General features: G+C 72.2%; 13 protein-coding genes. 7 read left to right on the forward strand and 6 right to left on the reverse strand.

Going from position 1 to position 15,199, the window contains the following annotated elements:
- Positions 1-27 precede the first annotated feature (27 nt).
- From AB0K12_RS19070 to AB0K12_RS19085, 4 genes are all read left to right on the forward strand, one after another.
- Positions 28-2,034, forward strand: coding sequence for a S8 family serine peptidase (locus tag AB0K12_RS19070; protein ID WP_364562370.1), 2,007 nt, complete (start codon positions 28-30; stop codon positions 2,032-2,034).
- A gap of 194 nt (positions 2,035-2,228) precedes the next feature.
- On the forward strand, positions 2,229-3,620 hold the full coding sequence (locus tag AB0K12_RS19075; RefSeq protein WP_364562373.1) for a S8 family serine peptidase: 1,392 nt from the start codon (positions 2,229-2,231) through the stop codon (positions 3,618-3,620).
- A gap of 110 nt (positions 3,621-3,730) precedes the next feature.
- On the forward strand, positions 3,731-4,930 hold the full coding sequence (locus tag AB0K12_RS19080) for a sensor histidine kinase (RefSeq protein ID WP_364562376.1): 1,200 nt from the start codon (positions 3,731-3,733) through the stop codon (positions 4,928-4,930).
- Entirely contained in the window at positions 4,927-5,589 is a 663-nt protein-coding gene (locus AB0K12_RS19085; protein ID WP_355414585.1) for a response regulator transcription factor, read from the forward strand. The genes AB0K12_RS19080 and AB0K12_RS19085 overlap by 4 nt, the downstream gene beginning before the upstream one ends.
- Here the strand turns inward: AB0K12_RS19085 and AB0K12_RS19090 are convergent.
- Entirely contained in the window at positions 5,479-6,168 is a 690-nt protein-coding gene (locus AB0K12_RS19090; RefSeq protein ID WP_364562381.1) for a DUF2306 domain-containing protein, read from the reverse strand. The two genes, AB0K12_RS19085 and AB0K12_RS19090, sit on opposite strands and share 111 nt — an antisense overlap.
- Before the next feature lie 189 nt (positions 6,169-6,357).
- On the opposite strand from AB0K12_RS19090, the gene AB0K12_RS19095 reads away from it, so the two are divergent.
- Together AB0K12_RS19095 and sppA are read left to right on the forward strand one after the other, a co-directional pair.
- Entirely contained in the window at positions 6,358-7,341 is a 984-nt protein-coding gene (locus AB0K12_RS19095) for an NAD(P)-dependent alcohol dehydrogenase (protein WP_364562384.1), read from the forward strand.
- Between the two features lie 72 nt (positions 7,342-7,413).
- Positions 7,414-9,111, forward strand: coding sequence for a signal peptide peptidase SppA (gene sppA, locus AB0K12_RS19100; protein ID WP_364562387.1), 1,698 nt, complete (start codon positions 7,414-7,416; stop codon positions 9,109-9,111).
- Positions 9,112-9,133: 22 nt separating this feature from the next.
- Here sppA and AB0K12_RS19105 read toward each other — a convergent pair whose 3' ends face one another.
- The 5 genes from AB0K12_RS19105 to AB0K12_RS19125 all read right to left on the reverse strand — a co-directional run bounded on the left by AB0K12_RS19105 (position 9,134) and on the right by AB0K12_RS19125 (position 13,075).
- On the reverse strand, positions 9,134-9,616 hold the full coding sequence (locus AB0K12_RS19105) for a flavin reductase family protein (RefSeq protein ID WP_364562390.1): 483 nt from the start codon (positions 9,614-9,616) through the stop codon (positions 9,134-9,136).
- Positions 9,617-9,689: 73 nt separating this feature from the next.
- Positions 9,690-10,616 carry an ABC transporter substrate-binding protein gene (locus AB0K12_RS19110; protein WP_364562393.1) on the reverse strand — a complete coding sequence of 309 codons (927 nt, stop codon included), beginning with the start codon at positions 10,614-10,616 and terminating at the stop codon, positions 9,690-9,692.
- A gap of 38 nt (positions 10,617-10,654) precedes the next feature.
- Positions 10,655-11,347, reverse strand: coding sequence for an ABC transporter permease (locus AB0K12_RS19115; protein WP_364562395.1), 693 nt, complete (start codon positions 11,345-11,347; stop codon positions 10,655-10,657).
- Positions 11,344-12,024: an ABC transporter permease subunit gene (locus AB0K12_RS19120; RefSeq protein ID WP_364562398.1), complete on the reverse strand. Its 681-nt coding sequence runs from the start codon at positions 12,022-12,024 to the stop codon at positions 11,344-11,346. Before AB0K12_RS19120 ends, AB0K12_RS19115 begins: the two co-directional genes overlap by 4 nt.
- Positions 12,017-13,075, reverse strand: a complete 1,059-nt coding sequence (locus tag AB0K12_RS19125; protein WP_364562402.1) for an ATP-binding cassette domain-containing protein — start codon at positions 13,073-13,075, stop codon at positions 12,017-12,019. The genes AB0K12_RS19120 and AB0K12_RS19125 overlap by 8 nt, the downstream gene beginning before the upstream one ends.
- Before the next feature lie 312 nt (positions 13,076-13,387).
- Between AB0K12_RS19125 and AB0K12_RS19130 the strand changes: the two genes are divergently transcribed.
- Entirely contained in the window at positions 13,388-15,193 is a 1,806-nt protein-coding gene (locus AB0K12_RS19130) for a hypothetical protein (RefSeq protein ID WP_364562405.1), read from the forward strand.
- Positions 15,194-15,199 lie beyond the last annotated feature (6 nt).

Below are 15,199 nucleotides of genomic sequence, written 5' to 3' on the forward strand. Positions count from 1 at the left end.
CCGAGATCATCCCCTCTCGGAGGACGCGTGCGATTCCGCCCCTTGTTCGTGACCTCGATCGCGCTGGCCCTGCTGCCGCTCGCGGGCCCGGCGTACGCCGATCCGACGCCGGCGCCCACCCCGGGCGTCACCCAGCCGGTCACCCCGCCCGTCACACCGCCGGCCACCCCGCCGGCCACCCCGCCGCCCCCTGAGGAGACGCCTCCGCCGCCACAGGAGACGCCCAAGACTCCTGAGGAGAAGGTCGAGGAGGGCTTAGGCGTCGACGGCGGCACCGAGCGGGCCATCGTCGAGCTGACCGACCCGGCCCAGCACGCCCCCGTGGCCACCCAGGCCGCAGCCGAGAGCGTGGACGTGCTGCTGCAGCCGCAGGACCAGCCGTTCATGGTGGTCGAGGGCACCGCCGCGGAGCTGGCCAAGCTGGCCGCGGACCCGCGCGTCTCCTCCATCCACCGCGACCGCCTCTACAGCCCGGCCGAGGTCACCCCGAACCTCTCGCTGATCGGCGCCGACCAGGTGCACCAGGGCAGCAACACCGGCGCGAACCAGGCCGTGGCGGTCATCGACACCGGCATCGACGTGGACCACCCGTGGTTCCAGGGCCGGATCCTGGCCCAGGCGTGCTTCTCGGCGACCGAGGACGCGGGCGTCGAGTCGCTCTGCCCGAGTGGCGCGACCGAACAGCTCGACGGCGACGCGGCCTCGGCCACCACGCCGAAGTGCCTGCTGGGCTCGGTGAACATGTGCGACCACGGCTCGCACGTCGCGGGCATCGCGGCCGGCACCGGCGGCGTCGCGCCGGGCGCGGGCATCGTGGCGGTGCAGGTGTTCAGCCGGATCAACGACGAGGACCTGTGCGGGGAGGCGGCCTGCCTCATGGCGTACGAGTCGTCGCTGCGCCGGGCTCTTGAGTACGTACGGGACCTGAACGTCGCCAAGCCCATCGCGGCGGTGAACCTGAGCCTGGGCGGCTGGCTGTACGACACGAGCTGCGACACCGAGCCGGAGGGCGCCGTCTTCAAGGAGACGATCGACGCCCTGCTGGCCAGGAACATCGCGACCGTGGTGGCTGCGGGCAACGAGTACTACGAGGGCGTGGCGCACCCGGCCTGCGTCTCGACGGCGGTGGCGGTGGGCGCGAACGACAACGAGGACCGCATCGCCGACTTCTCGAACCGGGGCCCGCTGCTCGACCTGTTCGCGCCGGGCGTGGACATCACCTCGGCGGTGCCGGACGACGCGACGACCGCCTACAGCGGCACCTCGATGTCCACCCCGCACGTGGCGGGCGCGCTGGCGCTGATGCGCGAGGCGAACCCCGACGTGCCGATGACCGAGCTGATCGAGAAGCTGAGGACCACCGGCCGCCCGTACGTGTACGAGGCCGCCGGCGCCCAGGTCACCACGCCGCGCCTGGACCTGGCGGCGGCCATCGCGGGGGCCACCACGCAGCCGCCCGTCTCGCAGAGCCCGGCGCCCGGGTCTCCGCCCGGCGAGCTGGAGCCGGACCCGACCGACAGCAGCGGCCCCACGCCGCAGCCGGAGGAGCCGGGCGACCAGCCCTCGACGCCGCCCAGCCCCGTACCGCTGCCGACGGTGACGGTCACGGTGACCGTGACGCAGACGGCGACGCCCGCGGCGCCGGCGGCGGCCGTCTGCACGCGGGGCACCGCAGCCGAAAACGGGGCCAAGAAGCTCAGCGCCAAGGCGTGGGCCGTGGAGCTGCACCGCAGCAGCGGCAAGCTGTCCGACGAGACGCTGACCTGCTACCTGAAGCTGATCGCGAAGTCGAGCAAGGTGTTCCCCGAGCTGACCAAGGCGTCGTCGCTGGGCAAGGCGTACCGGGTGATCAAGGGGACGAGCAGCGGCAAGGCGAAGCTGGACGGCGCGCTGCTGACGGCCTGGCTGAACTGGGCGCACGGCACGAACGGCACCAAGGCGCTGACGGCGGCGGAGAAGGTGCGCCTGTCGAGCAAGCCGTCCGCGAAGGCGCTGAAGAAAGCCACCGCGAACATCCTCAAAACCGTCAAATAGCCACATGTAGCGAGAAGGCCGGTCGAATGTGGACCGGCCTTCTTCTCTTCTCCCGATTCCCCGTAAAGAACCCTCCATCGTTTCTCTGCCTCACATACGTCACTGACATCACAGTTGTCACAGGCGGGGAGGTAGCGGCTGTAATCAGCCGGGAGCCGGACGCGCTTCACGGCTCCAGCCTCCGGGAGGAACAAGTGAGGCTACGGTCTCTGCTGGCCGGCGCGGCGACGCTGGCCCTGACATCAGCCGTGCTCTATGCGGCCCCCGCATTCCACGCCGACGCCGCCGACACGGGCGATCCGATCATCAGCCCGGCACTCGCCTCGGAGGTGCAGGCGAAGAGCCGGGTCCGCTCCATCATCCAGCTCAAACCAGGTCAGAGCGTGCAGGCGGTGGCCGCCGACCTGGAGCAGGCGTCCGACGGCAGCCGCATCGTCGAGGCGACGGGCTCACCGCACTTCTTCGTCGCCGAGGTGGACCGGCGCACGCTCGACAAGCTCAAGCAGGACGATCGCGTGCACTCGGTCTACAAGGACGAGCTGAGCATGCCCTTTCTCGACGTCAGCACCGCCCTGATCCGCTCGAACCGGGCGAACGCGGCGGGCTGGAACGGCACCGGCACCACCATCGCCGTGCTCGACACCGGGATCGACCGGGACCACCCGTTCTTCACCGGGCGCATCGTGGACGAAGCCTGCTTCTCCTCCGCCAGCGCCACCGACGGCACGGTCTCGCTCTGCCCCAACAACCAGCCCAGCCAGACCGGGCCTGGCGCGGCCGACGCCGAGACCGCGCAGTGCCTGGTCAACGGGCAGAACGCGTGCTCGCACGGCAGCCACGTGGCGGGCATCGCAGCGGGCAAGATGACCGAGGGCGCGCCCGCCAACGGGGTCGCCCCCGAGGCGCGGCTGCTGCCCATCCAGGTGTTCAGCCGGGTGGACAACGCCCTGACCTGCGCGCTGCGGGGCAGCACCGCGCCCTGCTTCCTCAGCTACACCTCCGACCAGAAGCTGGCGCTCGAGTACGTCTCGCGGGTGGTCAGGAGGCACAACGTCGCCGCGGTGAACATGAGCCTGGGCGGCGGGACGCCGTACTCGGAGGCGTGCGACAGCGACCCGACCGCCGCGGGCGTCAAGCCGGAGTTCGACGCGCTGGTGAACCTGGGCGTGGCGCCCGTGGTCGCGGCCGGCAACAGCGGGTTCGCCAACGCGGTGGCCTCGCCGGCCTGCATCTCCACAGCCATCGCCGTGGGGGCGACCGACGACGGTGACCGGCTGGCCTCGTTCACGAACAGGGGGCCGCTGCTGGACCTCTTCGCGCCGGGCGTGGCCATCAACTCGGCGGTGCCCGACGACGCGTACGGGGACAAGAGCGGCACCTCGATGGCCGCGCCGCACGTCGCGGGGGCATTCGCGCTGCTGCGCCAGGCCAACCCGGACTTCACGGTCGCGCAGAGCCTGCAGCGGCTGCGGGACACCGGGACGGCGATCCAGTTCGACGCCTCGGGCACGCCGGTGGTCACCTCCAGGATCGACCTGGAACGCGCCACCACCACGGCGCAGGCCGGCATGGACCCCCGGCTCTGAGCGCGGAGCAGCTGCTACCGGCGCTCAAGCGCACCGGTGGTGACCGGTCCTGTCACCTCGCCGCCGGGGGCTGAGTCCTCCGGCGGCGCGCGGGAACGTACGATGTGCACGTGCCCGGCTTCTTACGCTCCATCTGGAGCGAGCCCCGCCCGCCCGATCCCCCGTGCCGGGTGTGGCACGACTGGGTGCTGGTGGGCCTGCTCGTGCCGGCCATCGTGCTGGAGGGCCTGCTCAGGGACGACCTGCAGCACCGCCCGCTGTCCATGATCTTCGCGCTGGCGCTGCTGCCCACCCTGCTCGTGCGGCGCACCCATCCGCTGCTCGCCCTGGCCGTGCCCATCGTGCTGACGGGCCTCATCCAGCTCACCACCGGGGCCGACCCGTCGGGGCTGACGGCGTCGGCGTACGTGCTGCTCCTGCTCCACGCGCCCGCCCGCTGGGGCAGCGGGCGGGAGGCACTGGCCGCGCTCGGGCTGATGGTGCTCGCGGTGCTCACCGCCACCGTCTCCGGCGTCATCGCGCCGGGTGACGTGCTCGGGGCGTTCAGCGCCGTGTTCGCGGTGTTCGCGCTGGGCGCGACCTTCCGCTTCCTCACCCGGGCCAGGATGCGCGAGCTCGACCAGGTCAAGCTGCTCGAACGCGAGCAACTCGCCCGCGACCTGCACGACACCGTGGCCCACCATGTCTCGGCGATGGCGATCAGGGCGCAGGCGGGCATCGCGACCGCCGCCACCGATCCGGGAGCGGCCGTGGACGCGCTGCGGGTGATCGAGGCCGAGGCGTCGCGCACGCTCGCCGAGATGCGCGCCATGGTGCGGGTGCTGCGCAGGGACCAGGTCGCCGAGCGGACGCCCAACGCGCGCCTCGCCGACCTCGAACAGCTCGCGGGACGACCGTCCGGCACCGGGCCCGTCGTGGTGCTGGAGATCGACGGCGACCTCGGTGGCGTGCCGCCGTCGGTGGGCGCGGCGGTCTACCGGATCGCCCAGGAGTCCGTCACGAACGCCCGCCGCCACGCCAGGCACGCCACCAGGATCGACGTGCGGGTGACGGTGGACGACACGTCGGTGCGGGTGAAGGTGAGCGACGACGGCGACAGCACCGCCGGCCGTCCCGTGATCTCGTCCGGGTACGGCCTGCTCGGCATGGCGGAGCGCGCCGACCTGCTGGGCGGCACCTGCGAGGCGGGACCCAACCCGGGCCGCGGCTGGACGGTCACCGCCGTGCTGCCGCGCTCAGGACCTCAGGCGGAGCTCGGCAGGCGACCGGCCGCGAGCCGGACGGAGCGGTGGGCGGGAGGACAGGCGTGAGCGAGCCCATTCGGGTGATCGTCGCGGACGACCAGGAGATCGCGCGTACGGGGCTGCGGATGATCCTCGACGCGCAGCCCGGCATCGAGGTGATCGCCGAGGCGGGGGACGGCGCGCGGGCGGTCGAGCTGGCCAGGCGGCTGCGGCCGGAAGTGTGCCTGTTCGACATCCGCATGCCGAGCTGCGACGGCATCGAGGCGACCGCGCGGCTGGCCGGGCCCGACGTGGCCGACCCCCTCGCGGTGGTCGTCATCACGACGTTCGACCTGGACGAGTACGTCTACGCGGCGCTCAGGGCCGGCGCCCGCGGATTCCTGCTCAAGGACGCCGGGCCCGACCTGCTGGCCCAGGCCGTACGCGCGGCCGCGGCCGGCGACGCGCTCATCGCCCCGAACGTCACGGCGAGGCTGCTGTCCACGTTCGCCGGCACGGGGCCCGCCCAGCCGCTCGCGCAGCCGGTCGAGCCGCTGACCGAGCGGGAGGAGGAGATCCTGCTCACCGTGGCACGCGGGCGGACGAACAGCGAGATCGCCGACGAGCTGCACATCTCACTCAGCACGGTCAAGAGTCACGTCGCCAGCCTGATGACCAAGCTCGGGGTCCGCAACCGGGTGGAGATCGCCATGTGGGCGTACGAGACCCGCCGGGTGCGGCGCTGACCTGCGGATCCCCCACTCGGCGACGGCCAGGTTGATCATCCAGGCAGCGGCCTGGAGCAGGGCGCGGGCGAAGGCATCCGGCGCTCCCGCCGCCGCCTCCCAGAGCCCCAGGGTGAACGCCTGCGTGCCGGCGCCGAGGCCGAGCGCGTACGCGCGGGTCATCCAGGCGCGGTGCCGGCGGACGTCCCGGCGCCGGATGGCGGCGAAGCCGCGGACGAGCGCGACCGCCATGAGCGTCCCGAACACCAGCCGGAACGCGGTGAGCAGGCCCTCGTCGCGCGGCGGGAGCGGCGCGAACAGCGTCATCCACACCGCCGACAGCGCCGACACGAGCCCCGCCACGACCAGCACCCGCCCGGCCACCCGATGCCATCCGCGCCTGCGCCGCCGAAAGCGCGGCGCGAACTGAAAGGCGCCGAGCACGGTGTAGAGCGGCGAGGCCGTGACGTGCAGCGCCAGCGGCACCCCATGCGCCGCCTCCCCCGGCAGGTTGCCCACCCGCAGCACCCCGGCCACCACGGGCACGAGCCCCAACGCGATCAGCCCGGCGGGCACCGCCCATCCACCTGGAGTTCTCATGCCGCGATGGTGGCCGCGCGGACCGCACGGGGGCATCGGCCCAGGGGCCCGTTCCCTGGGGCCGTTCGGCGGGCTCGCCCGTCGTACTTTCGGCTGCCGGACGGTCCCGCTTACGGCCGTTACGCCGCCCCTGGTCGCGCACTCACACTGAGGCCGTCAGCGCAGCGAACCAGCAGAAGGAGATGCGCGATGAAGGCCTGGGTCCTCCGCCGGTACGGCTCCCCCGACGTGCTCGACCTCACCGACCTCGACCGCCCCGCCCCCGGCCCAGGCGAGGTCCTGGTCCAGGTCAAGGCCGCGTCCGTCCAGCCCTGGGACTGGCACCTGATGCGCGGCGAGCCGCTGATGGCCCGCCTGGTGGGCCCGCTCGGCTTGCGCCGGCCGCATCTCAGCGTCCTGGGCGCGGACGTCTCCGGCGTCGTGGTCGCGGCCGGCGAGGGGGTGACGGAGTTCGCGCCGGGCGACGAGGTGTGGTCGATGCCCGAAGGCGGCGGGTTCGCCGAGTACGTCACCATCCCCGCGGACAAGGTCGCGCGCAAGCCGCACCACCTGTCGTTCGCGGAGGCGGCGGCCGTGCCGCTGGCCGCCATGACGGCGCTGCTCGCGATCCGCGACCACGCCAAGGTCAGGCCGGGGCACCGGATGCTGGTGAACGGCGCGTCGGGCGGGGTGGGCACGTTCGCGGTGCAGCTCGCCAAGGCGTACGGGGCGCACGTCACGGCCGTGTGCGGCGGCAGGAACGCGGGCCTGATGCGCACGCTCGGCGCGGACGAGGTGATCGACTACGCCAAGGAGGACTTCACCAGGGGCGGCCGGCCGTACGACTCCCTGCTCTCCATCGCGGGCAACAGGAAGTTCCGCGAGTGCCGGCGGGTGCTGCGGCCCAAGGGCGTGTGCGTGCTCATCGGCGGCTCGCCGGGGCGGTGGGTGCAGCCGATGGGGCAGCTCATCGGGACGGTCGCGGCGTCCACGTTCGTCTCGCAGCGTGCCGTCGTGGCGAACGTGGTCGGCTGCCCCGAGATCCGCCGCAACCTGGACGAGCTGGCGGGGCTCATGGAGGACGGCAAGGTGCGGTCGGTGATCGACAGCACGTACGCGTTCGACGAGCTGCGGCCCGCGATGCGCTACCAGGAGGAGGGGCACGCGACCGGCAAGGTCGTCCTCACGATGTGAGCCGGGTGTGAGCCGGGGAACCCCTGGTCCGGCAAGGCCGCATTTCGAATTGTGTCGCTTAGGGTGGCTTCTATGGACGCAGGCAAGGCGATCTTCGAAACCGTCGGCAAGCTCCGCCAGCGGCGTACGGCCCCGCTGGTGCTGGAGCTCGACCTGACCGAGGGCCTCACCGAGGGCCCGCCGTCCGATCCGCTCGCCGCGGTGCTGTCGATGCGCAAGCCGCGCCTGGCCGACATCCTGTCCGGGCTCAAACGGGCCCGCCAGGACCCGAAGGTCAGGGCGCTGGTCGTGAAGATCGGCGGCAACCCGCTGGGCCTCGCCATGGTGCAGGAGCTGCGCCAGGCGGTGATCAGGTTCCGGGCGTCGGGCAAGCTGACCGTCGCGTACGCGGAGACGTTCGGCGAGTTCGGCGGCGGCACCGTCCCCTATTACCTCGCCACCGCGTTCGAGCGCCTCTACCTGCAGCCGAGCGGCGACGTCGGGCTGACCGGACTCGCCATGGAGCAGCGGTTCGTCAAGGGCGCGCTGACCAAGCTCGGCATCGGCTACGAGGCCGGCCAGCGGCACGAGTACAAGACGGCCGTCAACACCTTCACCCAGGACCACATGACCGAGGCCCACCGCGAGTCGGCGGCCCGCCTCCTCGAGTCGGTCACCGAGACGGTCGTCGCGGGCATCGCCGACGGCCGCCGGCTCGACCCCGGCAAGGTGCGCGAGCTGATCGACCGCGGGCCGTTCACCGCCGCCGAGGCGAAGGAGGCGGGGCTGGTCGACGGGCTGGCCTACCGCGACGAGGTCTACGACGAGCTCAAGCGCGCCGCCGGCGAGGACGCCCACCTCCTGTACGTCTCCCGCTACGTCAAGGGCGCCTCCGTACGCAAGCTGCCCCAGCCCATGGCCGACGGCATCGCGCTCGTCCACGGCACCGGCATGATCAAGAGTGGCCGCAGCGGACGCAGCCCGCTCGGTGGCGGCGGCGCGATGGGGTCCGACACGATCAGCGCCTCGCTGCGCGCCGCCCGGCGGGACGAGCACGTCAAGGCCGTGGTGTTCCGGGTCGACAGCCCCGGCGGCTCCTACGTGGCCAGCGACACCGTCTGGCGCGAGGTGACGCTGACGAGCAAGGTCAAGCCGGTGATCGTGTCGATGGGCGACGTGGCGGCCTCGGGCGGCTACTTCGTGTCGATGGCCGCCGACGTGATCGTGGCGCAGCCGGGCACGCTGACCGGCTCGATCGGCGTCTACGGCGGCAAGGCGGTGCTGGCCGAGCTGCTGGAGAAGATCGGGGTCAACTCCGAGCTGCTGGCCGAGGGGGCCAACGCCGGGATGTTCTCCTCCTCGCGCGGCTTCTCGCCCGAGCAGTGGGAGCGGGTGAACGCCTGGCTCGACCGCATCTACGACGACTTCGTGGGCAAGGTGGCCCGCAGCCGCGACCTCAGCCCGGAGCGGGCGCACGAGCTGGCCAAGGGCCGCGTCTGGACGGGCGCCGACGCGCACGCCAACGGGCTGGTGGACGAGCTGGGCGGCCTTGAGGACGCGCTGGCGCTGGCCAGGAAGCGCACGGGGCTGGCCGACGACGCTCCCGTACGCACCTATCCCCGGCTCAACCCGCTCGAACGGCTGCGCGGGCCCGAGTCCAGCGAGGACAAGTCGGCGGCGCTGGCCAGGATCCGGCTCGACGCGTGGGGGCCGCTCGCGCGCCTCTCGGCCGAGCTGGGCCTGCCCGCCGGCGGCCCGCTCCTCCTGCCCTCGTGGTACCGGATCAGCTGAGGCTGCCGCTCACGGCAAACTCTCAGCCGGTGGAGCGGTAGCGGCCGCGCAGGCGTACCAGCGGCTGCTTGGTGGCGTCGACGTAGTCGACGGCGAGGACGGCGGCGATGAAGATCGTGTGGTCGCCGGCCGCGACGACCTTGGTGGTCTCGGCCTCGACGGCGGCCACCCCGCCCTCGACGACCAGCGCCTCCGTGTGCGGCCCCCGGTGGTGCGGGGTGCCGGCGACGAGCAGGCGGGCGCTCGGCCGGCCCGCGGTGGCGAAGCGGCTGGCGACGGCCGCCTGCCCGGACGACAGCAGCGAGGCGGCCCAGCGGTCCTGCCGCAGCAGCACCTCGTTGAGGTAGCCGCGGCTGGCCAGGCTCACCAGCACCAGCGGCGGATCCAGCGACACCGACATCAGCGCCGACACGGTGGTGCCGATGTCGTCGCGCCCGTCGCGCGCGGTCACCACCGCCACGCCGGCCGCGAGCTGCGCCATCGCCTCCGTGAACAGCTCGCTCACGGCGCCGCCCGCCCCGCCGTGCAACTGGCCGGGCCTCCGCGCGTGCGGAGGCCCCTGACGTAAGTGACGGCGCTCAGGCGAGGCCGTTGCCGGTCAGCCATTCCTTGGCCACCGTAGCGGGCTCGTCCTTGTTGACCGAGATCTTCTGCATCATCTGCAGCAGCGAGTCGGTGGTCAGCTTGGCCGAGATGCCGTTCAGGGTGGTCCTGATCGTGTCGTCGGCGGACGCCTTGTGCAGCAGCGGGGTCACGTTCTGGGCGGCGAAGATGTTCTTGGTGTCCTCGAGCGGCACCAGGTCGTTCGTCGTCATCTTGGGGTCGGTGGTGAAGACGTTGCCGACCTGGATGGAGCCGTCCTTGAGCGCGTCGGCCGTGGTGGGGCCGGTCGGCTTCCACTCCTTGAACTCCAGCCCGTAGACCTCCTTGAAGCGCGACTCCCAGCGCTTCTTGAACTCGGGCGGAGCCCCCAGCACCATGTCCTTCGAGACCTTGGCGAGGTCTTCGATGGTGTTGAGCGACTGCTTGGCCTGGGTGTCCTTGGTGACCGACAGGCTGTCCTTGTCCTCGGCCGGCGAGGAGTCGAGCACTTCGAGCTCGGCCGGCAGCTTCTGCTTGAGTGCCGCGTTCACCTCGTCGGTGGTCACCGAGGTGTCCTTGATGTCGACGAAGGCGAGCAGGTTGCCGTTGTACTCGGGGACGATCGTCAGGCCGCCGCTCTTGACCTGGTCGTAGACGACCTCGCGGCTGCCGATGCGCGGCTTCTCCTCCACCTGCACGCCCTTGGCCTCAAGCGCCTGGGCGTAGATGGAGGCGAGCAGCACGCTCTCGTCGAAGTCGAAGGAGCCGACGATCGCCTTGCCTCCCGCGCCGGAAGCCGAGCCGGAGGGGGCCGCGCTCGTCGTGTCGAGCGGGTTGCCCCCGGGGGAGCCACCCCCACCGCAGGCGGCCAGCGCGAGCATCGCCGACAGGAGCACCCCCGCGATGCCGTACGTGCGTCTCATGACTTTTCCCTTCTTAGCGGGAGGTTATACAGCAAAACCTAGCGAACCTTCAGGCGCCGGCTCACCCCCGGAGAGACCGCCACTCTCTGGGCGAGAGCGAACAGCACCTGCACGACGAGCGCGAACAGCACAATCAGTACGGAACCACCGACGACGCTCGCGTAATCCTTGGTCGCGAAACCGTCGATGACATAACGGCCGAGGCCCCCGAGCCCGGTGTACGCCGCGACCGTCGTGGTGGCCACGACCTGGATGGCCGACAACCGGCAGCCCAGCAGGATCAGCGGCAGCGCCACCGGCACCAGCACCCGCCCGAGCACCTGCCCGCCGCGCAGCCCCATCCCGTACGCGGCGTCGCGCAGCTCGGGATCGACCCCCTTGATCCCCTCGAAGGTGTTGACCAGGATCGGCGGCACCGACAGCAGCACCAGCGGGATGATCACCGGCCAGATGGAGGCGGTGCCCAGCAGCAGCACGAACATCACCAGCAGCCCCAGCGTGGGCAGCGCCCTGGCCAGGTTCGCGGTGACGACGACGAGCACCTCGCCCCGCCCGGTGTGGCCGATCAGCAGGCCGAGCGGCACCGCGATCAGCGCCGCGAGCAGCAGCGCGAGCGCCGAGAACTCCAGGTGTTCGAGCAGGCGGGCGGGGATGCCGCCGGTGCCCGACCAGTTGGCGGGGTCGCCGAAGAAGTCGCCGAGCCAGCCGAAGAAGGAGGTCAGCCAGGTCACGACGCGGTCCCCTCTCGTGCGCGCACCCAGGGGGTCAGCAGTCGCTGGGCGAGGACCAGCAGGCCGTCGGCGACCAGCGCCAGCGCGACGATGAGCACGATGCCGGTGATGACCGGCGGCATGAACGGGTTCTGGTAGGCCCGGGTGAACAGGCCGCCGAGCCCGCCCTGCCCGATGAGCGCGCCCACGCTGACCAGGCTGATGCTGGAGACCGCGACCACCCGGAGACCGGCCAGCACCACGGGGACCGCGATGGGCAGCTCGACCGCCAGCAGCCGGCGCAGCGGGGTGAAGCCCATGGCGACGGCCGACTGGCGGACGTGGTCGGGCACCGAGTCGAGGCCGTCCACCACGGCGGGGATGAGCACCGCCGTGCCGTAGAAGGCCAGCGGGATGATCACCGTGGTCTGCGACAGCCCGGTCACCGAGATCAGCAGCATGAAGACGGGCAGCGAAGGCAGCGCGTAGATGACGTTCATCAGCCCGGAGGTGGGCTGGTAGAGCCAGCGCCAGCGCGCGCAGGCCAGGCCCAGCGGCAGCGCCACGACCAGCGCGAGCAGGATCGGCATGAACGACATCACGAGGTGGTCGGTGAGCAGGTTGCTGATGCTGTCGACCCGGCCGGTGTCCCAGTTGCGCCCGATCCACTCCCACAGGGAGGGAGGACCGTCACCCATCTGCGGCCTCCGCCAGCGCCTCGTCAAGTGCCTGCCGGGTGGCCACGCCGGCCACCTTGCCGTCGGCGTCGAGCGCCACCGCGTAGCCGGACGGCGACAGCAGCGCCGCGTCGAGCGCGGTGCGCATGCTGTCGCGGCCGTGCCGGAAGGTGCCGAACGGCTCCAGCTCGCCGCCCGGCTCGCCGGTGCGCCAGCCCACCGGCCGGCCGTCGCCGGTCACGACGAGCAGCCAGGGCTCGGGCGAGGCCGCCGTCGAGTCTTCTGGCACGGTCAGGTCCGTACGCAGCGGCAGCCCCTCGGTGGAGACGAACTGCAGCCGCCTGATGCCCCTGTCGTGGCCGAGGAACTCCTGGACGAAGTCGTCGGCCGGCGCGGCGAGCAGCGTCTTGGGGTCGGCGAGCTGGGCCAGCTTGCCGCCCACCCGCAGCACCGCCACCCGGTCGCCGAGCTTGATGGCCTCGTCGATGTCGTGGGTGACGAACACGATCGTCTTGTTCAGCTCGCTCTGCAGCCGCAGCAGCTCGTCCTGCAGGCTCGTACGGACGATGGGGTCGACCGCGCTGAACGGCTCGTCCATGAGCAGCACCGGCGGGTCGGCGGCCAGCGCCCGCGCCACGCCCACGCGCTGCTGCTGCCCGCCGGAGAGCTGGAACGGGTAGCGCTGGCTCAGCGCCGGGTCGAGCCCGACGCGTTCGAGCAGCTCCATGGCCCGGGAGCGGGCCTTGTTGCGGTCCCAGCCGAGCAGGTAGGGGACGGTCGCGACGTTGTCCACGATCTTGCGGTGGGGGAAGAGACCGGCCTGCTGGATGACGTAGCCGATGCCGCGCCGCAGCGTCGGCGGGTCGATGCCCTGCACGGGGACGCCGTCGAGGAGGATGCGGCCCTCCGAGGCGTCGATCATCCGATTGATCATCCGCAGGGACGTCGTCTTTCCGCAGCCAGACGGGCCGACGAGCACGGTGATCTCGCCCGTGGGCGCCTCTAGGTCGAGGTGATCGACGGCTACCGTGCCATCGGCATAGCGTTTGGTGACGGATTCGAATGTGATCACGCGCGAACTCTCGCTTCGGGCTTCGGGAGGCAGCGCCGCAGCCCCCGTGCCACGACCGCCGCATGATCTGCTGGACCCACAGACTACGGCGACTCTGACCGGCCTGTCCTCCCGGGTTTTCCTGAAACGCTTCACTTGCCGCATCACTGAAAACCTGCGTAAAGACCGGATATTCCTGGCAATTCCGCATCTGGTAGTGCGCCGGACCACGCCAGTTGGCATGATTACCCTCACGAATCCTGACGCATCAGCTCACACCTCCTGACGCGCCTCACACTCCCCAGCGTCCGCATCCAGCAAGGGACCGGCCACGTGTCTCAGCCGCTCACCGATCAGCGCCAGCGCGCCGAACTGATCGCAGAGCTCTACGACCGCCACGCCGCCGGGCTGTTCGCGTACTGCGCCGACCAGCTCGGGGATCTCGGCGCGGCGTCCGACGTCCTGGCGTCCGTGCTCAACGGCGTCCCGGCCACCGCTCCGCCGCGTGCCGCGCTCTACGCGTTCGCGCGCCGCGAGATCCACCGCAGGGACATCGTCTACTCTCCCCCCACCGTCGACCCGCTCATCGACCCGGCCACCGCGCTCGTCGAGCGCTCCCTGCGCGAGCTGCGCCCGCACCAGCGCGAGGTGCTCGTGCTGTGCGCGGTGTGCGGGCTCAGCAAGGCTGAGCTGGCCTGGGTGCTCGACGTCGCGCCCGACACCGCCGAGGAGCTGGCGGTCGGAGCGGGACACCAGCTCAGGCAGGCATTGGGCACCGCGCTCGCCTCCACCGGGGTCCGGCTGCCCAAGCCGATCGCCGACGTGTACGGCGCCCTGCGGGTCGCGCCGCTGCCCGACGTGCTGGGCCGCCTGCCGTGGCCGCAGCCGCCAGGTGCGCTGCGCATCCACTTCGCCGGCTCGCGCCCGGCCGCGCCCGGCCCGCTGTTCACCAAGCCGCGCTGGCCGAGCCCGCCCGTCTGGCCGCAGCCGCTGGCCGACGCCGACCCGGCCACCAGCACGGTGATCTTCCCGGCCGAGCTGCTGACGCCACCCGCGCCGTCGCACCGGCCCGAGCACGACGCCACCACGGCGCCGATGCCGAAGCTGCGCGATCCGCTCAGGCCGCCGGGCGACGTGCTCGATCCCGGCGTGCCGCTGCGCGACCCGCTCGGCTCGACCCGCGCCTTCAAGGACCCGCGGGCCGGCCGAGGTCCGCTCGGCGGGTCCGCGCGCGATCCGCGCGACGCCGGTGACATCCTCGCCTGGTCCGGTACGTCGGGCGGGCAGCCGGTCGAGCGGCCGTTCTACCTGGCCCAGCCCGAGCCCAACGCGGCCGACCCGTTCGCGACGGGTGACGTGATCCTGCCGAAGGACGCGCCGGATCCGTACATGACGGGTGACGTCCTCCTCCACAAGGGTCCCGCCCGGCCGGTCCCGCCGCGGGGCGACCGGCTCCAGCCGTCGCTGGAGCCGCAGCCCACGCCCGAGGAGTTCCGCCGCCTGCCCGAGATGTTCTCAGGGGCGGCTCGGACGGACGAGCCGGTCCGCGAGCCGGCCGCGCCGCTGTTCAAGCCGCGCTCCCGCCCGTCCGACCGGCCCCAGAAGTCCGGCGGGACGGGCAAGCCGGGCCACCGCGCGACCGGCGGCAAGGCCCCGGACAGGCCGGCCAAGGGCAGGCCCGCGAGCGAGCCCGTCTACCGCATGCCCGAGCGCCCCGCCACCCCGGAGCCCTCGGCCCGGCCCGCCCGCGAGACCCCGTGGAGCAGCGGCCAGAAGACCAGGACCGCGCAGGAATCCGGGCAGGAATCCGGGCAGCGATCCGGGCAGGACGCTCTTCGCGGGGCCGAGCGGCGGGGCGGGCGGCAGGCCGCGCGGGAGACCGGGTGGGAGGCCGGGCAGCGGGCCGGGCGGGAGGTCGGGCTGGAGGCGGGATGGCAGGAGGCGTCGCTGATCGCGCCGCGTCCCGTACGCGCCCGTCCCGTCACCAAGCGCCGCCCCGAGGTGACCCCGCGCCCGAAGAAGCAGCGCCGCCGCAAGAACCGTCATTACGACTGGGTGTGGGAAGTGGTCGGCTTCCTGCTGTGCGTGGCGATCGCGATGATCGTCTTCTTCTCCATGCCGGTCTTCGTCAACCCCTGACCGCCC

The sequence above is a fragment of the Nonomuraea sp. NPDC049419 genome, assembly GCF_040676995.1.
In the GTDB taxonomy this organism is placed as follows: Bacteria; Actinomycetota; Actinomycetes; order Streptosporangiales; family Streptosporangiaceae; genus Nonomuraea; species Nonomuraea salmonea.